We start from the raw sequence: 23,208 nt of genomic DNA on the forward strand, positions 1-23,208 counted from the left end.
AGCCTACGTCGTCGCCCTCAGCCCGGACTCGACACCTTGCGATGCGCGCGTAGCGCCTCGATCTCACGCTCGAAATCGTCTGCGGAGGAAAAGGATCGGTACACCGACGCGAACCGTAGATACGCGACCTCATCGAGCTCGCGCAGCGGTCCGAGGATCGCCAAACCGACCTCGTGGCTGGGAACTTCGGGTGAGCCCTTCGCGCGTACGGTGTCTTCTACTTGCTGCGCCAGCAGGTTCAGCGCGTCGTCGTCGACCTGGCGGCCCTGGCATGCCCGACGCACGCCGCTGATGACTTTTTCCCGACTGAACGGTTCGGTGACGCCGCTGCGCTTGACCACGGCCAGCACTGCGGTTTCCACGGTGGTGAATCGCCGCCCGCATTCAGGGCACGACCTGCGACGCCGGATCGCTTGACCTTCGTCGGTTTCCCGCGAGTCCACCACCCTGGAATCCGGGTGACGACAGAACGGACAGTGCATGGCCGCTCCTTCACCGCGCTGGTAGCCGGGTAGTTCAGGACAGCCTGAGCCTACCCGCGCCGCGCTGTGCGGACTCAGCGTCGTCGAGATCGGCCGGCGCCATTCGCCGTGCACGGCTCAACCCGTCAGCCGACCGGGGCGATCAAGGTCTGGCCCGCGGCCAGCGCGGGCGTGTCCAGGTTGTTGAGCTGGCGGATGCGCTCGACGACCTGACCGCGCGGCGCGTCCGGCGCCACGCGCCCGGCGAGGTGCTGCAGCGACTCCCCCGGCTCGACCCGCACCACGGCGAGCCGCTCCGGTACTCCGGCCGAACTGCCCTGCACCGCGTCGCCGAAGTGCGCCACCACCCCCAGCCAGATGGTGATCAACGCGGCGAGCATGGCCAGCGCGACCGTCGTCGCCGGCGTGATCGGGCGCGGCCGATGCGGCGCCGTGGACAGCATCACGCCCGTGCCCCGGTAGCGCGGCGGCGCGACGGCCGGCCGCGACGGCCGCGGACCCCGCGACCTCGGCCGGCCGGCGGGGCTGATCGGCTGGATCCGGACCGGCCTGACCACGCTTCGCCGGCCCGGCCGCGTCGTCTCGATGACTGTCATCTGTGCCCCTTTCCCGAAGAGAGTGTCGATCACTTGTTCGAAATATAATCGATAGTGCGTTCGAATTCCGAACGTGTGATCGAACTGTTGCATTGTGTCGGGCAGCGTACGACACCGCACCGACAAGCACGGACCCCGACGAGGGGGCGCGATTCGACACGCCTCGAACAAATGTTTGAGCTTTGGGACAATTGCGGCTACATTCGTCCCTATGAGCGACAGCAGCGAGGGCCCCGGCGTGCAGCGCCGCGAACGGGCGGCGGATTCAGCCCTGACCGAGCGGCAACGAACCATCCTGGAGGTCATCCGCGCTTCGGTCACCAGCCGCGGGTATCCGCCGAGCATCCGAGAGATCGGTGACGCCGTCGGCTTGACCTCGACCTCTTCGGTGGCCCATCAGTTGCGCACGCTGGAACGCAAGGGCTACCTGCGCCGGGATCCGAACCGGCCGCGCGCGGTCGACGTCCGCGGCGCCGACGAGGCCGCCGGGCCCACCGTGCTCACCGACGTGTCGGGCTCGGACGCGCTACCCGAACCGACATTCGTCCCCGTCCTGGGCCGGATTGCCGCAGGCGGCCCCATCCTCGCCGAAGAAGCGGTCGAAGACGTCTTCCCGCTGCCCCGGGAGCTGGTCGGCGAGGGAGCGCTGTTCTTGCTCAAGGTGGTTGGCGACTCGATGGTCGACGCCGCGATCTGCGACGGAGACTGGGTGGTCGTACGTCAGCAGAACGTCGCCGACAACGGCGACATCGTCGCGGCGATGATCGACGGCGAAGCCACCGTCAAGACGTTCAAGCGCACCGGCGGTCAGGTCTGGCTGATGCCGCACAACCCGGCTTTCGACCCCATCCCGGGGAACGACGCCGCCGTGCTCGGCAAGGTTGTGACCGTGATCCGCAAGATCTAGTCAGCCTTCAGTCCGCCGTTAATCAGCTTTGGTGAAACCGTTCGCTTGCGCGACTTCTTCGCTGCTGAACCATATTTCGGCAAACGCGTCGTCGTAGAGCGAGCTGTCGGGCGTGTAGTACAGACCAAAGCTGGCGTTGCCCTTGACCGGATAGCCGTCAGGTGCCTCGTGCGGGTCGTCCAGCGGAAGGTGGATCGTCGGGTAAGCAGGCCCGCCGGATGCGGCCGGCTCAAGTCCGGCATCGTCGTCATAGTCATTATCGTCGTCATAGTCGTTGTCGGCGGCTGCGTGTCGCCCACCGGAACTCACATTCACATCGCTGGCCGTGGGAATCCCCGTCGGTGCGGTGTCCACCGCGTCGGGATCTTCATCGGCGAGTTCCTGATCGAATCCGGAACGAATCGCGGCGGTGTTGCTGTCGTCGTCCATCCGGCCCTCGTCGAGGCGGGCGCCGACGCCGGCACGCGGCCTCCATTCGACCCCGGGCCGGTCGGGCACGTCCGCCGCCGACTCGGCATACGCATCGGGGAACGGGACCGGGCCGAGGTCGCTGCCAGTGTCGGCCTCCCACTGCTGGTCCGTCTCCGGGACCATGTCGTAACCGCGCTGGATGTCGCGTTCGGGTTCGAGCGCCGGTGTCGGCATGCGAGCAGCGGTAACGCGGCGGCGGCGCCGTCGCACACCCAGTGCGATGAGCCCGAGCAACAGCAGCACCGGGATGATGCCAGACAGCCACCACCATTGCCATGGGCGTTCAGAGCCGGTGTCGGCGGGCCGTGCGACGCCGGACGGAGACTGCTGTCCCGGTATCTGCAGACCGGACAGCGCCGTCGCGAGGTTGGCCGGCTCGGTGCTGAACGTGTTGTTGGCGCGGTCCCAGGAGATTTGGCCGCCGGTGAACTTCTGCGTGACCACGTCGTGGTCCACCGTCTGATCCCCCACCGGCGGGCCCAATTGACCTGCCGCACCCCGCAGTTTGTCCCACGCGGCCTTTATGGCACCGCGCACAACGAACGCCCCGTGGTCGGGTGTCCAAAAGATCACCGGCTCGTCGGTGGCGGAAAACGTGCTGACCCGGCTGGGCTTGATCGGGCCGTCGGCCTCGTTGGTGGTGGGGAACCCCAGGTCGCCGGTGGGCCCGCCTAGTGATTCGTACTTCGCCAAGATGTCGGTCTCGACGGCGTTAGCACCGGTGGCGGGGCTGAAAAACACCTTGCCCTCGGCGAAGTTCTGCGCCTGTCCGTCGTCGCCAATGGGATACTGCCCGCCTTGCTTGGCGCCCAGCGGACCGGTTTCTCCGCCGGCCGAACGCCAGGCCAGATTGATGGCGGCGGTCGCATCGATCGGCACCTGCAGGCCGGTCAGTTGTTCGGCCAGCTCGGGTGGGGTGGTGGTGAACGTCTTGGTCACCCGGTTCCACGACACCCGGCCCCCGCTGAACGGCTGGGTGGCGACTTCGCCGTCGTAGGTTTCATCGCCAACCGGCACTCCGAGTGCGCCGCCCGAGCTGCCCAGCTTGTCCCAGGCGGCATTCATCGCCCCGCGCACGACATAGGCACCGTGCTCGGGAGTCCAGAAAATGACCGGCGTGTCGCTGGCGGAGAAGACGCTGGATCTGCTGTCCGGTCCGGCCAGACCCGGCGCTTCGTCGGTCGTCGGGAAGCCCAGATCGCTGTTCGCAGGTCCACCCAGGGCTTCGTATTTGTCCAGCACCGCCCCGTACAGCGCCCTGGCGCCGGTATCCGGGGTGAAGAAGATCTTCCCGTTGGCGAAGTTCGCGGCGAACCCTGTGCCGATGGCGTAAACGTCGCCTTGTCTGGCGCCGACCTCTGAGTTGTCTCCGCCGGCGGCCTCCCACGCCGCGGTGATCGCATCGGCGGCGTCGCTTTCCGGGGATGCCACGGCGGTCGGCACCCACGCCACGGCACTCGCCGCCACGGCCACCACAGCGAGCGCGCTACGTCGCACTGCCGCCCTCAATCGCCCCTGCTGCCGTTTCACAACACCTCCCGGGCCCCGGACCGTCGCCCGGGCTTCACCACCTTGCGCCGCGCAACGAGGAATTGCGAACTCCTAGCGCTGCCATTATGGAAACAGATACCCACCTGATGTCGAAATGGTGCCCTAATCTTTCGTCGATTGCGCGCGCCTGAGGTGCAACCGCCGCCAGGGGTGCGTTACGGTGCCCAGGGTCCAGCACGGGACACCACGAAAGGAAATCGCATCTCACATGGGTGTTTCCGGACTCGTTTGGTCGCTGACCATCGCAGCGCTCGTCGGCCTGACGGTGTTCGACTATTTCTTCCATGTGCGCAAGTCGCACAGGCCGACGGTGCGCGAAGCAGCCGTCTGGTCGGCCTCTTATTTGCTGGTTGCGATGGTATTCGGGGCTGGTCTGATGGTCTTCGGCAACGCCGCGATGGGCGTGGAATTCTTCGCCTGCTACCTGAGCAACGAAGCGCTGTCCGTCGACAATCTGTTTGTCTTTTTGGTGATCATCGGCAGTTTCCGCGTGCCGCGGGTCGCCCAGCAGAAAGTGCTGTTGTTCGGCACCGTGATCGCGATGCTGGCTCGCATCGCATTCGTATTTCTCGGCGCGGCATTCATCTCGATCTTCAGCTGGGCGTTCTACCTGTTAGCGGTTCTGCTGTTCGTCACCGCGAGCAACGTCATCAAACCGGCGGCGTCCGACGAGCCCACCGCGGACAACGCGTTGATCCGGGTTGCCAAGCGGCTGTTGCGTACGTCCGAGGACTATGACGGCGACCGGCTTTTCACCGTCGAGAACGGCAAAAAGGTGATGACGCCGATGCTGTTGGTGATGGTCGCCATCGGGGGCAGCGACCTGTTATTCGCCTTCGACTCGATCCCCGCGCTCTTCGGTCTGACCCAAGACATCTACATCATCTTCGCGGCAACGGGGTTCTCGCTCTTGGGTCTTCGCCAGTTGTACTTCCTGATCGACGGCCTGCTGGACCGGCTGCTTTACCTGCACTTCGGCCTTGCCGCCATCCTGGGCTTCATCGGTGTCAAGCTGTTGCTGCAGGCGCTCAATACGAACAATGTGCCGTTTGTCAACGGCGGAAAACCTGTCGGGGTGGGCGATGTGAGCACGACAGCCTCGTTGACCGTCATCGTTGTCATCCTGGCCATCACCACGGTGGCATCGCTGCTTTCGGAGCGGGGACGGATGCAAAACGCTGTCGCCGGGGCCCGCCGGCACGCGACGGAATACCTGGACTTGCACTACGAGGTCGATCCCGCTGAGCGCGAGAGGATCTATGCCCGGCTACTTAAAGAGGAGAGCCAAATCCAAGCGCTCCCAATGAAATACCGATCGCAGATCCATCAGGAAGATGAGCTGATGGAGTTACTCCGCCGAGCCCATGACGCCCACGACGCGCACACCCAGAACTGAGCGTTACACGCCCAGGCTGCGGCCGATGATCTCCTTCATGATCTCGGTGGTGCCGCCGTAGATGGTCTGCACCCGCGCGTCGAGATACGCACGCGCGACCGAATATTCGCGCATATATCCATACCCGCCGTGCAACTGCAGGCAGCGGTCGATCAAGTTCACCTGCTTTTCGGTGGAATACCATTTGGCCATCGCGGCCTGTTCGGCGGACAGCTTCCCGTCGAGGTGCAGGCGGATGAACTCGTCGACCATCATGCGCACCACGGTCGCCTCGGTCGCCAGCTCGGCCAGCACGAACCGGCTGTTCTGGAAACTGCCGATCGGCTTGCCGAAAGCCTTGCGTTCCTTGGTGTATTGCAGCGTCTGCTCCAGCACGGTCTCCATCGCCGCGGCCGCCATGATGGCGATGGAAATCCGTTCCTGCGGCAGGTTCTGCATCAGGTAAATGAAGCCCATGCCTTCCTCACCGAGCAGGTTCTCGGCGGGAACTTTGACGTCGGTGAACGACAACTCCGCGGTGTCCTGGGCGTCCAGCCCGATCTTGTCCAGATGCCGACCTCGCTCGAACCCTTCCATGCCGCGTTCGACGACCAGCAGCGAAAAGCCTTGGGCGCCTTTGTCCGGATCGGTCTGGGCCACCACAATCACCAAGTCGGAGTTGATGCCGTTGGTGATGAAGGTCTTGGACCCGTTGAGCACGTAGTGGTCGCCCTGTTTGACCGCGCGGGTCTTGATGCCCTGCAAGTCGCTGCCGGTGCCCGGCTCGGTCATCGCGATAGCGGTGATCAGCTCGCCGGTGCAGAACTTGGGCAGCCAGCGCTGCTTTTGCTCGTCGGTGGTCAGCCGCAGCAGGTAGGGCGCTACCACGTCGTTGTGCAAGCCGAAGCCGATGCCGCTGTAGCGGCCCTTGGTGGTCTCCTCGGTGACGATCGTGTTGTAGCGAAAGTCTGGATTTCCCCCGCCGCCGTACTCCTCGGGCACCGCCATGCCCAAAAAACCCTGCTTGCCTGCTTCCAGCCACACCCCGCGGTCGACGATCTTGGCCTTCTCCCACTCGTCGTGGTACGGGGCGACGTGGCGATCCAGGAAGGCCCGGTAAGACTCCCGGAATAGTTCATGCTCGGGCTCGAACAGCGTGCGCTCATATTTGACGGCGCTACCCATGATTACCTCCGGCTCGGCGACTCTGCCGCCCAACATACCAACCGGGTGGTTGGTTGGATGAGTCGGTCGCGGAGTCGGACGCGCCCGAGACGATCCGGATACTCATCCGGCCCGAAGCTGCTGAACGCATCCTGAGAAGCTCTGACGTCCCTTCACAACGACGACGCAACCGGCTCTCGTCACCAACGCCACTGACCAAACCCGGAAGTTGTTGTATCAGCGTCTAATACATGGTCGGCGGGCGGTGTGATAAAAATTTGGACCTGAGTCCCACTTGGGGGTTCACAGGTGCTTGCGTAAGCGGTAGCTTAGATACACCTGAGAAGATCGGGTCTACAAGGAGGGGTAGGGCCATCGTCGGCCGGCAGAGCAACTCGCCGTCCGCGCGCGCCGATTCGGGGATCGACGTTGCTACCCGTTCTACGCAACCGCCGCCGTCAACCGAATGCGAACCGTGAAAGGAAGATCATGCACGCTGCGATTACCCGAACGACGATCGGTGCGGCCGCTCTTGCAGCGGCGGGGCTTGTCGTCGCGTTGCCCGAACACGCGACCCCGGCGCCGGCCGTAAGCCGAGACGTTGCGTTGGTGGACATCGTCGACGACCAGATTGCCACTAACGACAACTTTCTGAACAGCATCATCGGCCCCGGGGAATTCGAAGAGACGCTGTACAACCTGTTCGCGGATCAAGACCTCCAGGTTTGGCTCGGGGTGGACGGCGCCGAACCGCCGTACAGCGGCATCTTCAACGGCGCGGTAAGCCGCTACGCCGAGGCGCAATACCTGGGGAACACGATATTCTTCTACCTGTCAAACGTGATCACTGGCCAGGGCGGACCCGACAATGGGGCGGCGGACTTCGCCGCTGCCGTGAACGACCTGCCCCTGCCGCTACCCATTGGCTTGCCGGAAGACTTCACCGTCGACCCCGTCTTCCCGACAGTCGACCTCTTCCAGTACTGGGGCGCGGACCTCTTCAACGGGTTCGTGGACTTGCTGGCCTATCCAGGCGTGGTCCTCGAGGACATGTTCGGTGACATGCCGGACATGTTCGCGCTCTTCTAAAGCCAGGGCAGAAGCACCGGAACCGACTGGTTCCGGTGCTTCTGTTATGTGCGGGATGACTCAGGTTGTCGAAAACTCGCGCAGGCTCGCGGCCAGCGCCACCGGAACCCGCGCCTTGATCCGGGTGCCCTCGCTGTTGTGCTCGGCCTGTTGCACGCGGCCTTCGTCATGCAGCCGGGCGACCAGATCACCACGGTGGTAAGGGATTACCACGTCGACCCCGGTGTCGGTCGGGGCGACCAATTCGGCCATCCGCTGTCGCAGCGCGTCGATGCCCTCGCCGGTCCGTGCCGAGACGAACACCGCCCCGGGCAGCGCGCGGCGCAGCTTGGCCAACGCCAAATCGGTTGCAGCATCGACCTTGTTGACGACAATGAGCTCCGGCGCAGTGTCACCGTGGTGGTCGGCGACCACTTCCGAGATCACCTGGCGCACCGCACTGATCTGGGCGAGCGGATTGACGTCGGAGCCGTCGACGACATGCACCAGCAGATGGGCGTCCACCACCTCTTCCAGCGTCGAGCGGAACGCCTCGATGAGCTGGGTGGGCAGATGCCGGACGAAACCGACCGTGTCGGTCACGACGAACGGTCGTCCGTCATCGAATTGCCCACGGCGCGTGGTGGGTTCGAGGGTGGCGAACAGCGCGTCCTCCACCAACACCCCCGCGCCGGTGAGCGCGTTGAGCAGGCTCGACTTGCCGGCGTTGGTGTAGCCGACGATCGCAATAGATGGCACGTCGCTGTGTAGCCGACGGCTGCGCTGAGTGTCGCGGATCCGCTTCATTGCTTTGATGTCGCGGCGCAGCTTGGCCATCCGTTCCCGGATGCGGCGGCGATCGGTCTCGATCTTGGTCTCACCAGGACCACGCAGGCCGACGCCGCCGGTGCTGCCACCGGCACGGCCGCCGGCCTGCCGGGACATCGACTCACCCCAACCGCGCAGCCGCGGCAGCATGTATTCCATCTGCGCGAGCGAGACTTGCGCTTTGCCTTCCCGGCTGGTGGCGTGCTGGGCGAAGATGTCGAGGATCAGCGCGGTGCGGTCGATGACCTTGACCTTGACCGCCTTCTCCAGCGCGGTGAGCTGCGCCGGCGACAGCTCACCGTCGCAGATCACGGTGTCGGCGCCGGTAGCCAGGACTACCTCGCGCAGCTCCTGGGCTTTACCCGAGCCGATGTAGGTCGAAGGGTCCGGTTTGTCTCGGCGCTGGATGAGCCCTTCCAACACCTGCGATCCCGCGGTTTTGGCGAGCGCGGCCAATTCGGCCAGGCTGGCTTCAGCGTCGGCCGCGCTGCCCTCGGTCCACACGCCCACCAGTACGACGCGCTCGAGGCGCAGCTGGCGGTACTCGACCTCCGAGACGTCGGCGAGTTCGGTGGAAAGCCCGGCAACTCGGCGCAGCGCCGAGCGATCATCGAGCGCAAGCTCGCCCGTGCTGGGGGTGTTCTGTTCGGGAAAATGTGGATACGTCATAGGCAATAACTCATGGTGCACGCCAAATCTGTGACATGCATCCGGATTAACGCTGCGCCGCCTGCCACCATTCCTCGCTGATCTCGCCTTGCGCCACCAAAACCGACGGCCCGCGCAGGTAGCTGGTGGATTCGGTGACGGTGACGACGACCTCGCCGCCGGGCACCCGCACGCTGACTGTGCCGGTGACCGCGCCGCCCCAGGCCAGCGCGGCAACGGCGGCGGCGACGGTCCCGGTCCCGCAGGACCGGGTTTCGCCGACGCCGCGCTCGTGGACCCGCATCGACACCGCACCGTCGTGCGGCGCGGTGAGGATCTCCACGTTGACCCCTTCGGGGAACTGGTCGCGGTCGAACGAGACCGGCGCGCCCACATCAAGGGCGGCCAGGTCCTCGGCCGTCATATCGGCGTCCAGGCACGCCAGGTGCGGGTTGCCGATGTCGATCGCCAAACCCGCGAACGGCCGGCCGCCGACGATCGCCTCCCCCACCCCAAGCTCGTTGGCCTTACCCATGTCGACGGTGACGTCGGCGCGGGTGGCGTCGGCGCTGTGCAGCACGACGGGCCGCGGACCGGCCAGCGACCCGATCACGAACTCGTCTCGCGACTCCAACCCGCCGGCCCGAAGGTAATGGGCGAACACCCGAATTCCGTTGCCGCACATCTGCGCAACGGATCCGTCGGCGTTGCGGTAGTCCATGTACCAGTCATCCGCGCCAACACCGTCGGGCAGCCGGTCGAGCGCGCCGGCCGCCAGCAGCGCGCCCGCGGTGCTCACCCGCAACACACCGTCGGCACCCAGCCCGCGGCGGCGGTCGCACAACGCGGCTACCGCTCCGGGGTGCAGCGCCAGTTCGGCGTCGAGGTCAGGCAGCAGCACGAAGTCGTTCTGCGTGCCGTGACCTTTTGTGAAGATCACCTGCTCAGGATACGTGCCGCCACGCCCGCACCACGTCTTGCGCAAGGCCGGCCGCGGTCGCGTCGAACCACTGAATCCGGTGGTCGCGGCGAAACCAGGACCGCTGGCGCCGAACATAGCGCCGGGTGCCGGTGAACGTCGGCTCACGCGCGCCCTCACCGGTGCCGCCGGCGTCGAGGTCCGCGATCACTTGCGCGTAGCCCAGGGCCCGCGACGCGGTGACGCCGTCGCGCAGGCCCTGCCCAAGCAGCGTGATCACCTCCTGCACCAGCCCGGAGTCGAACATTGTGTCGGTGCGCCGCGCCAGCCGATCATCGAGAAGCTCTGTGGCACAATCTAATCCAATAATGACGGTGTCCCAGCGCGGTGCGCCGATGCTGGGCGCCGACGCGGCGAACGGCTGGCCGGTCAGCTCCACCACCTCCAGCGCACGCACGATGCGGCGACCGTCCGAGGCCAGGATCGACGCCGCCGCGGCCGGATCCTGGCGGGCCAGTTCGGCATGCAGCGCTGCGGCCCCCTCCACGGCCAGCCGTCGTTCCCATTTGGCCCGCACCGCCGGATCGGTGGCCGGGAACGACCAGTCGTCGAGCAGCGACTGAATGTAGAGCATCGACCCGCCGACCACGATCGGCACCGCTCCCCTGGTCATGATCGCCTCGATGTCAGCGGCGGCGGCCTGCTGGTAGCGGGCAACCGATGCGGTTTCGGTGACGTCGAGGACGTCGAGCTGGTGGTGTGGAATGCCCCGGCGTTGCGCTACCGGCAGCTTGGCGGTGCCGATGTCCATCCCGCGATAAAGCTGCATGGCGTCGGCGTTAACGATCTCCACGTTTCTGCCGAGCCGTTCGGCGATCTCGAGCGCCAACTGCGATTTGCCGGTGCCTGTCGGTCCGACGATCGCCAGCGGTCTCATGGCTGCCAGATGCCGGCGAAGTAGCCCACCCCGTAGGGCGATCCGCGGTAGAGCTCTTTGGCCGATCGCGGCGTGGGTTCGGTCAGCCCGGCCAGCACCTGAAAGGCCACCCGGCCGACTATCTGGTAGGGCAGTTTGGTCAGAGCAACGACATCACCGCAGGCCAGCGCCTCGTCGAGACCCAGCTGGACCTCGATGTCGTCGGGCCTATACCCGCCGGGAGCGGTCGCGCTCAGCGTGGTGGCACCGTCGGCGACGATCAGCACCCCGATCGGCTCGGCGGCCGGCTCGATTTCCGCCCGCAACTGTCGCCCGCTGGCCTGTGCGGCATCCACGGCCAGGTCAGCGGGAAAGACACGTACCTCGGCGCTCGCGTCGGGTTGGGCCTGCTCGCGAAGCCAGGCGGTGAACAGCGCGCACAGCGGCAAGTCGGCGGGTTGACCGGTGAGCCCAGGCGATAGTCCGACCGTCACATCGGCGCCGAAGCCTGCGAAGGTGCCGACGCTGCGCGGCCCGTACACCCCAGCGTCGTCGGCCACACCAACCGCGATCCAGCGCTGCGGCAACGAGGCGGCGGCCGCGATCGTCGCGGTCCGCAGATCGGTCAACTCCTCAGCCGCAGCTCCGGCCAGCTCGGGGACCAGTACCGGCGCGGACGGCACGATCGCGATGGCGCCCAACACGCCACCAAAACTATCCTTCGGCGAATGCCGCGGTTTGGTGGGTCATTTGCACGTCGCGCCCCGTGCCCGCCGCAAGGCCGGCGGCCTCGCCGCGGGCCAATGCCACCGTAGCGGCGATGACCACCGCGACCGCCGCTATCAGCACAGGAACTTCTGGACCTTCCACCCGCAAGCTTTCCTCGAGGAGGATCACGCCGAGCGCCGACGCCATCACCGGCTTGGCCACCGTGATCGTCGGCAACGAGGCGGTCAGCGCGCCGGCGCGAAACGCGGACTGCTGGAAGATCATCCCGGCCAGCGAGGCCGCGATCCACGCGTAGAACTCGGGCGCCCGCACCACCGCCCCGAAGCCGCCCTCGAGCAATTCGACGACGCCCTTGGTCAGGACCGCGAACAACGCCAGTGACGAGCCCGCCACCACGGCCAGCAGCACCGCCGACGCGGCCCTGCCCGACCAGATGCGCGCGCCGACCACACACAGCACCAACACCGGACCCACGACCACGATCACCGTCATCCAGGTTTCCACCGGCGCACGATGGCGCCCGGCCACCGGGTCACCGACGATGACGACCACTGCCAGCGCGGCGGCAAGCAGCGCCGCCCACATCCACTCAAGGCGGGTCACCCGGTAACCGGTCAATCGCGCATAGATCGGCAGCGCGAAAAGCAGCGACGTCACCTGCAGCGATGTCACCAACATCACCGAGGCCAGGGCCAAAGCACCGGCTTGCAGCGCGTAATTGGCGACTGCTCCCGCCCCGCCCAGCCACCACCGGGGGTCACGCAGTGACAGCCCGAACAGCTTGAGATGCCCGACCTGCTGGTCGGTGATCTCCTGGGCGGAGCGTTGACGGATCACGTCGCCGAACGCCGACGCCAACGCGGCGCACAGCGCGATCAGCGCCGCGACCTCTACCCTCCACATAAATGACCTCCTTGCCGTGTTCGGCCCGGAAGCCGCTACCTCTGCTCTTGCGCTGGGCGAATCCGGCGACCAAGCGACCGATGCCTCTTACCGGCCCGGCAGCGCGACCAGCGTCCCAGGCGGGTTTGTTCCCACTGCCGGTCCAGTGTTCCATGTCTTGGTCGCGGATACCGGAAGAGCAAGCTGGCGGCGCGCCGCTCGGCAAGCTGCTTCAATACTGATGGGTGCGCAACTGATGGGTGCGCTGTAGACGGCGTCGCAACGCGCGGCAGGTGCGTGGGATCAACCCACGCGAAGGGTAGGTGACGGGGCATGGCTGACGAACCGAACAGCGACCAGTCCAGACCGGTTCCCCGGCCCGGACCGCGTCCCGGGCCCCGGCCGACACCCCGACCGGCTCCGCACCCGATCCCAGCGCCGCTGACGACCGATCCGCACCGGTTCGGCCGGGTCGACCCCGACGGCACGGTGTGGCTGATCACCAGCTCCGGCGAGCGGGTGATCGGCTCCTGGCAGGCCGGCGACACCGAAGCCGCCTTCGCCCACTTCGGTCGGCGCTTCGACGATCTGTCCACCGAGGTCGCGGTGATGGAGGAGCGGCTCGACGCCGGCACCGGCGACGCCCGCAAGATCAAAGCCACCGCCGCGGCGCTGGCCGAGACCTTGCCCACGGCAAGCGTGCTCGGCGACGTCGATGCGCTGGCCGCTCGGCTGGCGAGTATCCGCGAACGCGCCGAGGCCGTCGCGGCCGCCGATCGCGCCCGACGCGAGGAACACCGCGCCGCGCAGACCGCCCGCAAAGAGGCGCTGGCCGCGGAGGCCGAGGAACTGGCGGCGAACTCGACGCAGTGGAAAGCGGCCGGCGACCGGCTGCGGGCGATTCTCGACGAATGGAAGACGATCACCGGTCTGGACCGCAAGACCGACGACGCGTTGTGGAAGCGCTATTCGGCGGCCCGCGAAACGTTCAACCGGCGGCGTGGCTCGCATTTCGCGGAGCTGGACCGGGAACGGGCCGGTGCCCGCGAAGCCAAGCAACGATTGTGTGTGCAGGCCGAAGAATTGGCCGACTCCACCGACTGGGCTGCCACCAGCGCGAAGTTCCGCAAGCTGCTCGCCGACTGGAAGGCCGCAGGGCGGGCCGCCCGCGACGTCGATGACGCGCTGTGGCGTCGCTTCAAGGCCGCCCAGGACACCTTCTTCCAAGCGCGCAATGCCGCGACGGCCGAACGCGAGGCGGAGCTGCAGGCCAACGCGACCGCCAAGGAGGCGCTGCTGGCCGAGGCAGAAAAGATCGACATTTCCAATCTCGACGCCGCCCGGGCGGCCTTGCGGTCGATCGCCGAGAAGTGGGACGCGATCGGGAAGGTGCCGCGGGAGCGCTCGGCCGAATTGGAGCGCCGACTGCGTGCGGTGGAAAAGAAGGTGCGCGAGGCGAGTGAATCAGACTGGACGGATCCGCAGGCACGGGCGCGCGCTGAACAGTTCCGGGCACGGGCCGAGCAGTTCGAGCGGCAGGCTCAAAAGGCACAGGCGGCCGGCCGCGAGGAAGAAGCCGAGGAAGCCAGGGCGAACGCCGAACAGTGGCGGCAGTGGGCCGACGCGGCCGCGGACGCGCTGAAGTCTTAGCCGTCCTCGCGTCGAATGTCCTTGTCGGCCTTGTCGTCCAGGGTTTCCAGCAAGCTGCGGGACTGCTGCTCGGCGGCGGCGCGGCGGCGCTGCTCCTCGGCGGCGAGCTGCACGATCGTGCGTGACCACACCACCCGGCCCCAGTGAAATGTCAGCAGCATCACGGTGATCCAGGCGACGATCAAGCCGACACCGGGACCGGGATGTCCCACGCTCACGGTCTGCCGCGACCACACTGCCAGCAGACCGACCGCGCTGGCCAGCGCCGAGCCGGCCAGCGCCACCCAGGCCAGCGCCCAGCGCCGGGTCAGCAGCGCCAGCATTGAAAACCCGACACTGAACACCAACACCAGCCAGGTGAATACCCGCGACGGCAGGGCCACCGCAGCGTCGGCCGAGACCGGACCGCCGAACAGCACATCCCAGCCGCGCACACCGCCGGTATGCGGCAGGATGAACGACGCCAGGAGCACGAACACCAGGATCGAAACCACCACAGCCCTTGCCCCGGGATCGATTTCGCGGGCTACCCGCTGTTCGGCGGCTTCCATGTCGGCACGGTAGGCGTCGAACTCGCCGGAATTCATCGCCGCGCCGCCGGCATACCCAGACTGACACCCCGCGGTGCGTCATGTGCATCGCCGGCGCGGGTCCGGCGGTGGGAGACCATCGCGCCGTCGGCAATGAGGTGGTGTGGTGCCGCGTCGGTGATCACCGTGGTGACGACATCGCCGGGACGCACGTGTTCTCCTCCCGGCGTGAAATGCACCAGCCGCCCGTCACGGGCCCGCCCACTCATCCGCGCCGTGCGGGTGTCTTTGCGTCCTTCGCCGGTGGCGACGAGTAACTCGACGGTGCGCCCGATCTGGGCGCGGTTCTCCTCCAGCGAGATCTGCTCCTGCAGCGCCACCAAGCGTTCGTAGCGTTCCTGCACGACGGCTTTGGGCAGCTGGCCGTCGAATTCGGCGGCAGGCGTGCCGGGACGCTTGGAGTACTGGAAGGTGAAGGCGCTGGAAAACCGGACCTGCCGCACGACATCGAGGGTGGCCGCGAAGTCCTCCTCGGTTTCACCGGGGAACCCGACGATGAGATCGGTGGTGATCGCCGCGTGCGGCATCGCCCGCCGGACCCGGTCGATGATGCCCAGGTAACGCTCGGCGCGGTAGGACCGCCGCATCGCCCGCAATATCCGGTCCGAACCGGATTGCAGCGGCATGTGCAGAGCCGGGCAGACGTTGGGGGTCTGCGCCATCGCCTCGATCACATCGTCGGTGAACTCGGCCGGATGCGGCGAGGTGAAGCGCACCCGCTCGAGGCCCTCGATGCGCCCGCACGCTCGCAGCAGCTCGGCGAAGGCGCCGCGGTTGCGTGGCAAGGCCGGGTCGGCGAACGACACGCCGTAGGCGTTGACGTTCTGGCCCAACAGCGTAATTTCGAGCACACCGTCGGCGACCAGCGACCGTATTTCGGCCAGGATGTCGTGCGGACTGCGGTCGACCTCTTTGCCGCGCAGCGACGGCACGATGCAAAACGTGCACTTGTTGTTGCACCCGACCGAAATAGAAACCCATGCGGCATAAGCGGATTCGCGGGCAGTCGGCAGGTTCGACGGAAACTCCTGCAACGCTTCGGCGATTTCGATTTGCGCGGCCCGATTGTGGCGGGCCCGGTTGAGCAGCGTGGGCAACGACCCGATGTTGTGCGTGCCGAAAACGACATCAACCCACGGCGCCTTGCGCAGCACCGTGTCCCGGTCCTTCTGGGCCAGGCAGCCACCCACCGCGATCTGCATGTCGGGGTTGGTCCGCTTCCTTGGCGCCAAGTGGCTCAGGTTGCCGTAGAGCTTGTTGTCGGCGTTCTCCCGCACCGCGCAGGTGTTGAACACCACGACGTCGGCGTCGGTGCCGTCCGGTGCGCGCCGATAGCCGGCGGCCTCCAACAGCCCGGCCAACCGCTCCGAATCGTGGACGTTCATCTGGCAGCCGTAGGTGCGGACCTCATAGGTCCTGCCCACGTTTGGCGCCAGCGTCGAAGTCACGAAGGCCATGGTACGGCGGTGTGGTGCGGCAGCGAGAATCGGACGGTGGCGTCATTGCGCCCTATGCCAGGCTGAGCCGATGGAAACGGCGCACACCTACCGCACCCGCTGCCAGTGGAGTGGTTCCACCGGGGGTGGGTACCGGAACTACTCGCGCGAGCATGCGGCAACCGCCGATCCCGCACAAGACTCGCTGGTGCTTTCCGCCGACCCGGCGTTCCTGGGTCAGCCCGACCACCTCAACCCCGAACAGTTGCTGGTAATGGCCGCCTCGTCCTGCCAGCTGCTGTCGTTCTTGGCGGTGGCAGCGCGCGCACGAGTCGACGTACTGGCCTATGCCGATGATGCCGAGGGTGTGATGCCCCGCGACAATCCGGTGCGCCTCAGTCGGATTACGCTGCGGCCGCGGATCATCGTGGCGGCCGGCTCGACCGTCGACCAGATCCGTCGCCTGGTGGAGGCGGCGCATCGCGACTGCTACATCGCCAACTCGCTGCGCACCGAGGTCGAGGTTGTGCCGCAGATCGAAATCGCAACCGAGGCAAGCGGCTAGACGCGGCGGCGCTCCCGTTCGGCGGCGACCTCGACGCTGACCACGTCGTAGGCCAGGGTCTGGCCGTAGCCGCGGCGCGCCAGCATCGCAACCAATCGTCGGCACACCCGGGCCTCGTCGCTCGCGTCGTTGAGCGTCTCTCGCCGCAGCCTGGCCCGCACCAGTTGTTCGGCTTTCTCCCGCTCCGCGCCGGCGTCGATGTCGCTCAGGACCGCAGTGATCACGTCGTCGTCGACACCCTTGGTCCGCAATTCAGCGGCCAACGCCCGCTTGCCTTTTCCGGCGTTGACCCGACGGGAATGCACCCACTGTTCGGCGAAATCGGCGTCGTCGACCAAACCGACGGCGGCCAGGCGGTCCAGGACGCGAGCGCTCACGTCGTCCGGGTATCCCCGCTTTGCCAGCTGGCCGGCCAGCTCGGCGCGAGTGCGCGACCGCGCGGTGAGCAGGCGCAGGCACAACGCCCGCGCCTGCTCCTCGCGAGCCGGCTCCCCGTCAGAAGTCGACGGGGGCGGGCAGGACGCTGTCATCGGCCAAGCCATCGGTCACCACCGCACCGATGCCGAGCTTTTCCTTGATCTTCTTCTCGATCTCGTTGGCCACGTCGGCGTTCTCCAGCAGGAAATTACGGGCATTCTCCTTGCCCTGACCGAGCTGCTCGCCCTCATAGGTGAACCAGGAGCCGGACTTGCGGATGAAGCCCTGATCCACCCCCATGTCGATCAGCGAACCTTCTCTGCTGATGCCTTTGCCATAGAGGATGTCGAACTCGGCCTGTTTGAAGGGTGGCGACACCTTGTTCTTGACAACCTTGACCCTGGTGCGGTTGCCCACTGCGTCAGTGCCGTCCTTGAGCGTCTCGATCCGTCTGACATCCATACGAACTGAGGCGTAGAACTTCAAAGCCTTTCCGCCCGTTGTCGTTTCAGGGGAGTTGTGCACCATTACGCCATCGACGAAGTAGTTATGGTTGCCCTCGACCTCGATGTCGAAGCGATTCATCGATCGGGTGCGCGGCTTGACGTGCACATCGAGAATCCGTGCCGGCACCAGCCGCTGCGTCGGCTCGACAAACTGCGGCTTCACGGTGCTTCGACCACGGAACCGCGGCAGTAGCTTGTACTCCATGGACGGCGCCATGTGGGGAGCGACCAGCTCTTGGAACTTCGCTGTCGCCGCCGTGGAAAACACCAGCACCGCCTTGCCGGCCGAGCCGGCGGAGCGCAGACGTACATCCAACCCATGGGTATCACGGAGATAGTCGCGCAACCGTACCCGCGTACCTTCAGTCATAGCCTCGACGCAAATCTCGATGCGCCCGCTACCGCCGACTGTACGTTCCTGCAACCCGTTGGAACGCAAAGAGAATGAACCGTCATCCATGTACCAGATCGCCAGCGCTAGTGGCGTCAGCGCTTTGAGATATTCCTCGGAGAAGAACTTTTTACCGTCTCCTAGGTAAACCGCGCGCTGCAACTCGGCAAGCTCTGGCAGCGGGGTGAAGTCGACAAAGCTTGCACCCTTGGCGTTCTCTCGCACCGTATGCCCGATGTTGCCCATCAACGCGGTCTTCCACTGTAAGTACTCCGCCTGTTTGGCGCCGTGTCCCAACCGGAAGCGGACGCCATTGCGATCCCGCCGATTGGGTGAGAGGTTCCCGTCACCCATCAGCGAACCGAGCACAACCTGGAACTGCTGGTCACTGAGAAGATGGGGTTCGGCGGCCAATACACGGTCTCCGGTATTGAGGTCACCCGCCTCGGTCCAGCCAGCAGGCGTGCGGATGAGGTGATTGGGCGTTGCCGCGAACTGCGACTTACCGTTGCCGCCGGACTTCTCAACCGTGAACTGCAGGAACTGTTCGGCCGGTCCGTTGTTGAACCAGTTCACAATCTTTCGAGGCACAATCCGGTCGGAGTCCGGATCGTAGGACAGCACCTTGACGTCCATCTTGTTGTTGACGATCTTGCCGATCTTTTCAGTGGAGCCGTCGGCCAGGGTTACACGAGTGGAGTAATTCATGCACCCGAACATCACTCCGATTTTCTCTCGCAACTGGTTGATGAAGATCGCCGTGGTGCCCGAATTATTCAGTGCCCCAGTCATTTTCCGTAACGCCTGACTCATCAGCCGGGCCTGCAGCCCGACGTGGCTGTCGCCCATCTCGCCTTCGATCTCCGCGCGCGGCACCAACGCGGCCACCGAGTCGATGACCAGGATGTCAAGAGCGCCGGAGCGAATCAGCATGTCGGCGATCTCCAGCGCCTGCTCACCGGTGTCGGGCTGGGAAACCAGCAGCGAATCGGTGTCCACGCCCAGCTTCTTGGCGTACTCGGGGTCCAGCGCGTGCTCGGCGTCGATGAACGCCGCGATACCTCCGGCCGCTTGGGCGTTGGCCACCGCGTGCAGAGCGACGGTGGTTTTACCCGAGGATTCCGGGCCGTAGATCTCGACGACACGGCCACGCGGCAGGCCGCCGATCCCCAGGGCAACGTCCAGGGCGATCGAGCCGGTCGGGATGACCGATATCGGCTGACGCACCTCGTCGCCCAGGCGCATCACCGAACCTTTGCCGTGATTCTTCTCAATCTGCGCTATCGCCAGTTCGATAGCTTTCTCGCGATCAGGGGCTTGCGTCATGGTGCTACCTCTCGATGTGGTCGGTGTTGAAGTTGACCGGTCTTGGTCAGTTGGCCGCGACGCTAGAACAGCCCACCGACAAGCCGCTGTCGTGAACGCTCACCACAGTAGCCGAACACCTGTTCGACTCAAGTTGACACGCCGCACCAGACGCTAGGAAGTCCCCAGTCCCTTCTGGTGCTAGACGACCACGGATTTCGGCATCACGGTGGGCTTGAAGCCATAACGCGGGGCGCCGAAACCCACGCCACCGCGCCCGGCCGAGGCCACCGCCGGCATCCCGGCCGGCATTGCTACCGGTGTGCTTTCTTCGACGCCGGCCGTCCAACCGGCGCCCGCTAACGTCGTGGGGCCAGCGCTCGCCGGGGTGGCCACCGACCAACTGGCCGGCACTGATAACGCACCCGCCGAGGACGCCTGACCCAAGCCCGCCAGCACCGGCGCTCCAGCGAAGTCCGCGGCACCCGTCGAGCCCACCGCACTCGCCAGGACCGTTTCGCCCAATCCGCCGGTTGCGACCGTTGCTGCGCCGCCGAGCAGACCAGAACCGACACGTGCAGCCGCGACCCCGGCGTATATGCCGGCGAACATGTTCCAGGCCCCAAGGTTCGTTGCCCCCTCCAGAAACGCATTGCCGAAGAAGGCATTGAGTCCGGCGAGACCCGATGGTGACGCCGCAGACCCTGCCAGCGGGGCGGCGAGGCCTTGAACCGCGGTGGGCAGGGTCGAGATCAGCTGTGACAACCCCGTTTGCGTGCCAGAGGCGCCGGCCTGGGCGACCGCGGCGGCTTGGCCGGCCAGCCCGGCCGGGTTGGTGGTCGGCGTCGGCGACGTCAACGGACTCAACATTCCGGCGGCCGCCGACGAGGCAGCGTAGCCGTACATCGCGGTGGCGTCCTGGGCCCACATCTCGGCGTAGAGAACCTCGTTGGCCGCGATCGCCGGCATGTTCTGCCCCAGCACGTTCGTCGCGACCAGCACCGCCAGTGCGGCCCTGTTGGCCGCGATGACCGGCGGAGGCACCGTCATCGCAAAAGCCGCCTCGAAGGCAGCCGCAGAGGCCATGGCCTGGACGCCCGCATGCTCGGCGGCCGCGGCGGTGGTGTTCATCCACGCCACATAAGGCGCAACTGCCGCCGCCATCGCCGCCGACGTCGGCCCCAGCCATTCGTCGCCGGTCAGCATCGAGATCACCGACTCATAGGAGGAGGCGGTAGTGCGCAACTCGACGCCCAGACTGTTCCACGTCGATGCGGCGGCCATCATCGGCCCCGCCCCCGGACCCGCGTACATCAGTCCGGAATTGACCTCCGGGGGTAATGCTCCGAAATCCATTTTCAAATCCTGTCTCTGCCAAAGCGATTCGATCTATTGACCGCTGGTTGCTAAACGACCGCTGATTTGGGCATCACCGTGGGCTTGCAGCCGTAGCGCGGGGCTCCGAACCCGAAGTTTCCGCGCCCGGCCGAGGCGACCGCGGGCATACCGGCCGGCATCGTCGCGACCCGCGTGCTTTCCGGCGCGGCGCTGGTCCAACCCCCGCCGGCCAGCGTGGCGGGGACAGGGCTGGATCCCGGTGCGCCCATCCCGGTCCAGCTGGGAGGCACCGACAACCCGCCAACTGAGGGCGCCTCGCCCACGCCCGCCAATACCCCACCCAGGCCGGCACGGCCCGCTGGCCCTGCCGCGCCCGTCAGGACTGCCCCACCTAAGCCCGCGCCGAGAGCATCGGTACCGCTCAGGGCAGCGGTGCCTGGAGCGGTCGACCAGTTCAGCGCGCCCAGCTCCAACAGATCCGATGCGGCGCTGCCAATGTTCCCCGGGCCGACGTTGAAAATATTTCCGGCGAGGCTGGCCAACGTCCCCAATGGGGACGACTCGGCGACGGCGGAATTCGCGGCCTCGGTGGCGTCATAGGAATTGGCGCTGGTGCCCAGCGCGTGCACAAACATTTCGTGAATCGCCGTGGCTTGGGTACTAATCTGCTGATAGAGGGCGCCATAGGCAGAAAATTGTGTCGCCTGCAGCACTGATACCTCATCGGCAGCGGCGGGACTTATGTTCGTGGTCAGCGCTGCAGCCGCCGCATTCGCGGCGAACATCGCCGAACCGATATTTTGAAGCTTGGCGCCCGCGGCGGTTAACGCCTGAGGTTGTGTGGTCACGAAAGACATGCAATTCTCCTCACGTTTAATAAAGTGCGCCCTAAACGAGCCTTGTGATCTGGGTACACCCGCATGGGTCGTTCTGCTGACGAAATGGAGCAGAGAGATTTGCGAAGTTTCTTAACGGTCCTACCCGTGACGTACGACTATCACGGGTAGGTAATTCATCGGCCCGTTAAGGCAACCGAGGCAACCGGTTAAGACAAAAAGTCGCAATGAACCCGCGCTGAAACGCGAGATGGGCAGAAACTCACCACTGGTCGCGGGGGACGTCGAAGTCCACGCACAGCGCCTGCCACACCTCACGCGGCTCGACGCCGTCTTCGATCGCTTGGGCGGCGGTACGCCCGAAACCGGTCAGCACGTGATCGGCCAGCACCGACGCACCATAGGTAGCGCCAAATCGCAGGGTTACACGTTCGTGGAAATCTGTTAAGCGCACAGATACAAGTTATACAGCGTGGCTCAGCGCCTGGCGGCACACCTGCACCGGATCGACGACTTCGGCGATGCTCGCCGCGGCCCGTCGCGCCGCATCGCGGTAGCTCGGCGCAGATAACACCTCACCGACCGCTGCCACCAGCGCTTGGGCGGTCAGCGGCCGAACCAGCAGCCCACTGCCCTGCCGTGCCACCCGGTTGGCGATCTCCCACTGATCCCCGCCGCCTGGAACCACCACCAGCGGCACGCCGGCCAGCAACGTCTTGGCCACCATCCCGTGCCCACCACCGCAGACCACCAGGTCGGCATCTGCCAGCAACGCGTCTTGGCGTCCCAGCCCGACCACCGCCCAGGGCGGCACCGTCAGATCGGGGCCGTTGAGCCGCGACACCACCACCCGCGAGCCAACCGGCAAACCGTCGCCGGGCACCAGACATTCCAACGCGAGTTGCGCCATCCCGCGAGCGCCGGTCAGCGCCGTCGACGGCGCCACGATGACCACCGGCCCGGAGCCCGGCGGAATGGCCAGCACCTGTTCGGTCGGCTCGAAGTGCAGCGGACCCACCACGATCGCTTCGGCCGGCCAATCCGGTCGCGGCACCTCCAGCGCGGGCAGCGTGGCGATCAGGCGCCGCAACGGCCCGGGGTCGCGGGCGGGCAGGCCGATCTCGACACGGACCGCCGCTCGTTGCCGTAGGCCTGCACGCCACGACCGCGCCGTCAACGCCCGCATCACCGAGTCGCGAAACCGACCGCGCAAGCCCGTCCCCGGCGCCAGTCCACTCCCCAGCGGCGGCAACCCCTTCGAGGGCAAATACAGCGGATGCGGACTGAGCTCGACCCACGGTGTGCCCATCAGCTCCGCCGACATTCCGCCGCAGGCGGTGATCACGTCGGACACCACCAGATCCGGTGCCAAATCTCGCATTTGGGGAAGATTGAGCACCGCCATCCGCGCGGCACGCTGATGAATCTTGGCGCCGGCGTCGCGGTCGTCGTCGGCGGCGGTGGGATCGAGGCCCAACAGTTCGACGGCTTCCACACCCGCAGCGCGGGCGGTTTCCAGCCACTCAGTTCCGGTGAGCAGCGTCGGTGCGTCGCCCGCGTCAATAAAACGCTGGCACAGCGCGATCGCGGGGAACGAGTGCCCCGGATCCGGCCCGGCGACCACTGCGACGCGCACTG

General features: G+C 66.2%; 22 protein-coding genes. 5 read left to right on the forward strand and 17 right to left on the reverse strand.

Features of this window, described 5'->3' with window-relative positions; genetic code table 11:
• Positions 1-17 precede the first annotated feature (17 nt).
• Both nrdR and MSP7336_RS20125 read right to left on the reverse strand, forming a co-directional pair.
• The gene (gene nrdR / locus MSP7336_RS20120) at positions 18-482 is read right to left on the reverse strand and encodes a transcriptional regulator NrdR (protein ID WP_069398097.1); all 465 of its coding nucleotides are present in this window, start codon (positions 480-482) and stop codon (positions 18-20) included.
• A gap of 125 nt (positions 483-607) precedes the next feature.
• Complete coding sequence (locus MSP7336_RS20125) at positions 608-1,078, reverse strand: LysM peptidoglycan-binding domain-containing protein (protein WP_069398096.1); 471 nt, start codon at positions 1,076-1,078, stop codon at positions 608-610.
• 211 nt (positions 1,079-1,289) lie between these two features.
• Here MSP7336_RS20125 and lexA point away from each other — a divergent pair, with 211 nt between their 5' ends.
• Positions 1,290-1,985, forward strand: coding sequence for a transcriptional repressor LexA (lexA, locus tag MSP7336_RS20130; protein ID WP_069398081.1), 696 nt, complete (start codon positions 1,290-1,292; stop codon positions 1,983-1,985).
• An 18-nt stretch (positions 1,986-2,003) separates the two neighbouring features.
• Here the strand turns inward: lexA and MSP7336_RS20135 are convergent, their stop codons facing one another.
• A complete protein-coding gene (locus MSP7336_RS20135; RefSeq protein WP_113964427.1) occupies positions 2,004-3,986 on the reverse strand; it encodes a sunset domain-containing protein in 1,983 nt (660 codons plus the stop codon).
• 229 nt (positions 3,987-4,215) lie between these two features.
• Between MSP7336_RS20135 and MSP7336_RS20140 the strand changes: the two genes are divergently transcribed.
• Positions 4,216-5,403: a TerC/Alx family metal homeostasis membrane protein gene (locus MSP7336_RS20140; RefSeq protein ID WP_113964428.1), complete on the forward strand. Its 1,188-nt coding sequence runs from the start codon at positions 4,216-4,218 to the stop codon at positions 5,401-5,403.
• A 3-nt stretch (positions 5,404-5,406) separates the two neighbouring features.
• On the opposite strand, the gene MSP7336_RS20145 is transcribed toward MSP7336_RS20140, so the two are convergent.
• Positions 5,407-6,567 carry an acyl-CoA dehydrogenase family protein gene (locus tag MSP7336_RS20145; protein WP_113965127.1) on the reverse strand — a complete coding sequence of 387 codons (1,161 nt, stop codon included), beginning with the start codon at positions 6,565-6,567 and terminating at the stop codon, positions 5,407-5,409.
• Positions 6,568-7,035: 468 nt separating this feature from the next.
• Here MSP7336_RS20145 and MSP7336_RS20150 point away from each other — a divergent pair, with 468 nt between their 5' ends.
• On the forward strand, positions 7,036-7,635 hold the full coding sequence (locus MSP7336_RS20150; protein WP_069398078.1) for a hypothetical protein: 600 nt from the start codon (positions 7,036-7,038) through the stop codon (positions 7,633-7,635).
• Between the two features lie 60 nt (positions 7,636-7,695).
• Here the strand turns inward: MSP7336_RS20150 and hflX are convergent, their stop codons facing one another.
• The 5 genes from hflX to MSP7336_RS20175 are packed head-to-tail and all read right to left on the reverse strand — an operon-like array spanning position 7,696 to position 12,557.
• Positions 7,696-9,111 carry a GTPase HflX gene (gene hflX, locus MSP7336_RS20155; protein WP_113964429.1) on the reverse strand — a complete coding sequence of 472 codons (1,416 nt, stop codon included), beginning with the start codon at positions 9,109-9,111 and terminating at the stop codon, positions 7,696-7,698.
• A 46-nt stretch (positions 9,112-9,157) separates the two neighbouring features.
• Complete coding sequence (gene dapF, locus MSP7336_RS20160) at positions 9,158-10,030, reverse strand: diaminopimelate epimerase (RefSeq protein WP_113965130.1); 873 nt, start codon at positions 10,028-10,030, stop codon at positions 9,158-9,160.
• Positions 10,031-10,034: 4 nt separating this feature from the next.
• Positions 10,035-10,946, reverse strand: coding sequence for a tRNA (adenosine(37)-N6)-dimethylallyltransferase MiaA (miaA, locus tag MSP7336_RS20165; RefSeq protein WP_069398076.1), 912 nt, complete (start codon positions 10,944-10,946; stop codon positions 10,035-10,037).
• On the reverse strand, positions 10,943-11,629 hold the full coding sequence (locus MSP7336_RS20170) for a class III extradiol ring-cleavage dioxygenase family protein (protein ID WP_113964430.1): 687 nt from the start codon (positions 11,627-11,629) through the stop codon (positions 10,943-10,945). Before MSP7336_RS20170 ends, miaA begins: the two co-directional genes overlap by 4 nt.
• 10 nt (positions 11,630-11,639) lie before the next feature.
• A complete protein-coding gene (locus MSP7336_RS20175) occupies positions 11,640-12,557 on the reverse strand; it encodes a DMT family transporter (protein WP_069398074.1) in 918 nt (305 codons plus the stop codon).
• A gap of 312 nt (positions 12,558-12,869) precedes the next feature.
• Here MSP7336_RS20175 and MSP7336_RS20180 point away from each other — a divergent pair, with 312 nt between their 5' ends.
• Complete coding sequence (locus MSP7336_RS20180) at positions 12,870-14,186, forward strand: DUF349 domain-containing protein (RefSeq protein WP_069398073.1); 1,317 nt, start codon at positions 12,870-12,872, stop codon at positions 14,184-14,186.
• On the opposite strand, the gene MSP7336_RS20185 is transcribed toward MSP7336_RS20180, so the two are convergent.
• Both MSP7336_RS20185 and miaB read right to left on the reverse strand, forming a co-directional pair.
• Positions 14,183-14,773 carry an Rv2732c family membrane protein gene (locus tag MSP7336_RS20185; protein ID WP_113964431.1) on the reverse strand — a complete coding sequence of 197 codons (591 nt, stop codon included), beginning with the start codon at positions 14,771-14,773 and terminating at the stop codon, positions 14,183-14,185. The two genes, MSP7336_RS20180 and MSP7336_RS20185, sit on opposite strands and share 4 nt — an antisense overlap.
• Positions 14,770-16,224, reverse strand: coding sequence for a tRNA (N6-isopentenyl adenosine(37)-C2)-methylthiotransferase MiaB (gene miaB / locus MSP7336_RS20190; RefSeq protein WP_280524370.1), 1,455 nt, complete (start codon positions 16,222-16,224; stop codon positions 14,770-14,772). Before miaB ends, MSP7336_RS20185 begins: the two co-directional genes overlap by 4 nt.
• Before the next feature lie 79 nt (positions 16,225-16,303).
• Here miaB and MSP7336_RS20195 point away from each other — a divergent pair, with 79 nt between their 5' ends.
• A complete protein-coding gene (locus MSP7336_RS20195) occupies positions 16,304-16,777 on the forward strand; it encodes an OsmC family protein (RefSeq protein WP_113964433.1) in 474 nt (157 codons plus the stop codon).
• On the opposite strand, the gene recX is transcribed toward MSP7336_RS20195, so the two are convergent.
• The 6 genes from recX to MSP7336_RS20225 form a co-directional block, all read right to left on the reverse strand.
• A complete protein-coding gene (recX, locus tag MSP7336_RS20200; RefSeq protein ID WP_069398069.1) occupies positions 16,774-17,307 on the reverse strand; it encodes a recombination regulator RecX in 534 nt (177 codons plus the stop codon). The two genes, MSP7336_RS20195 and recX, sit on opposite strands and share 4 nt — an antisense overlap.
• Positions 17,273-19,417, reverse strand: coding sequence for an intein-containing recombinase RecA (gene recA / locus MSP7336_RS20205; RefSeq protein WP_113964434.1), 2,145 nt, complete (start codon positions 19,415-19,417; stop codon positions 17,273-17,275). The genes recX and recA overlap by 35 nt, the downstream gene beginning before the upstream one ends.
• A gap of 180 nt (positions 19,418-19,597) precedes the next feature.
• Complete coding sequence (locus tag MSP7336_RS20210; protein WP_069398067.1) at positions 19,598-20,752, reverse strand: PPE family protein; 1,155 nt, start codon at positions 20,750-20,752, stop codon at positions 19,598-19,600.
• Between the two features lie 50 nt (positions 20,753-20,802).
• Positions 20,803-21,591: a PPE family protein, SVP subgroup gene (locus tag MSP7336_RS20215; RefSeq protein ID WP_113964435.1), complete on the reverse strand. Its 789-nt coding sequence runs from the start codon at positions 21,589-21,591 to the stop codon at positions 20,803-20,805.
• Between the two features lie 241 nt (positions 21,592-21,832).
• A complete protein-coding gene (locus MSP7336_RS20220; protein WP_069397960.1) occupies positions 21,833-22,024 on the reverse strand; it encodes a DUF3046 domain-containing protein in 192 nt (63 codons plus the stop codon).
• Between the two features lie 9 nt (positions 22,025-22,033).
• The gene (locus tag MSP7336_RS20225) at positions 22,034-23,206 is read right to left on the reverse strand and encodes a glycosyltransferase (RefSeq protein WP_113964436.1); all 1,173 of its coding nucleotides are present in this window, start codon (positions 23,204-23,206) and stop codon (positions 22,034-22,036) included.
• Positions 23,207-23,208 lie beyond the last annotated feature (2 nt).

Origin of the sequence: Mycobacterium shimoidei (genome assembly GCF_900417275.1) — a bacterium.
In the GTDB taxonomy this organism is placed as follows: Bacteria; Actinomycetota; Actinomycetes; order Mycobacteriales; family Mycobacteriaceae; genus Mycobacterium; species Mycobacterium shimoidei.

Coding starts and splice junctions, on each gene's coding strand:
- nrdR (WP_069398097.1), bottom strand. CDS start 482: ATGCACTGTCCGTTCTGTCGTCACCCGGATTCCAGGGTGGTGGACTCG.
- MSP7336_RS20125 (WP_069398096.1), bottom strand. CDS start 1,078: ATGACAGTCATCGAGACGACGCGGCCGGGCCGGCGAAGCGTGGTCAGG.
- lexA (WP_069398081.1), top strand. CDS start 1,290: ATGAGCGACAGCAGCGAGGGCCCCGGCGTGCAGCGCCGCGAACGGGCG.
- MSP7336_RS20140 (WP_113964428.1), top strand. CDS start 4,216: ATGGGTGTTTCCGGACTCGTTTGGTCGCTGACCATCGCAGCGCTCGTC.
- MSP7336_RS20145 (WP_113965127.1), bottom strand. CDS start 6,567: ATGGGTAGCGCCGTCAAATATGAGCGCACGCTGTTCGAGCCCGAGCAT.
- MSP7336_RS20150 (WP_069398078.1), top strand. CDS start 7,036: ATGCACGCTGCGATTACCCGAACGACGATCGGTGCGGCCGCTCTTGCA.
- hflX (WP_113964429.1), bottom strand. CDS start 9,111: ATGACGTATCCACATTTTCCCGAACAGAACACCCCCAGCACGGGCGAG.
- miaA (WP_069398076.1), bottom strand. CDS start 10,946: ATGAGACCGCTGGCGATCGTCGGACCGACAGGCACCGGCAAATCGCAG.
- MSP7336_RS20175 (WP_069398074.1), bottom strand. CDS start 12,557: ATGTGGAGGGTAGAGGTCGCGGCGCTGATCGCGCTGTGCGCCGCGTTG.
- MSP7336_RS20180 (WP_069398073.1), top strand. CDS start 12,870: ATGGCTGACGAACCGAACAGCGACCAGTCCAGACCGGTTCCCCGGCCC.
- MSP7336_RS20185 (WP_113964431.1), bottom strand. CDS start 14,773: ATGAATTCCGGCGAGTTCGACGCCTACCGTGCCGACATGGAAGCCGCC.
- MSP7336_RS20195 (WP_113964433.1), top strand. CDS start 16,304: ATGGAAACGGCGCACACCTACCGCACCCGCTGCCAGTGGAGTGGTTCC.
- recX (WP_069398069.1), bottom strand. CDS start 17,307: ATGACAGCGTCCTGCCCGCCCCCGTCGACTTCTGACGGGGAGCCGGCT.
- recA (WP_113964434.1), bottom strand. CDS start 19,417: ATGACGCAAGCCCCTGATCGCGAGAAAGCTATCGAACTGGCGATAGCG.
- MSP7336_RS20210 (WP_069398067.1), bottom strand. CDS start 20,752: ATGGATTTCGGAGCATTACCCCCGGAGGTCAATTCCGGACTGATGTAC.
- MSP7336_RS20215 (WP_113964435.1), bottom strand. CDS start 21,591: ATGTCTTTCGTGACCACACAACCTCAGGCGTTAACCGCCGCGGGCGCC.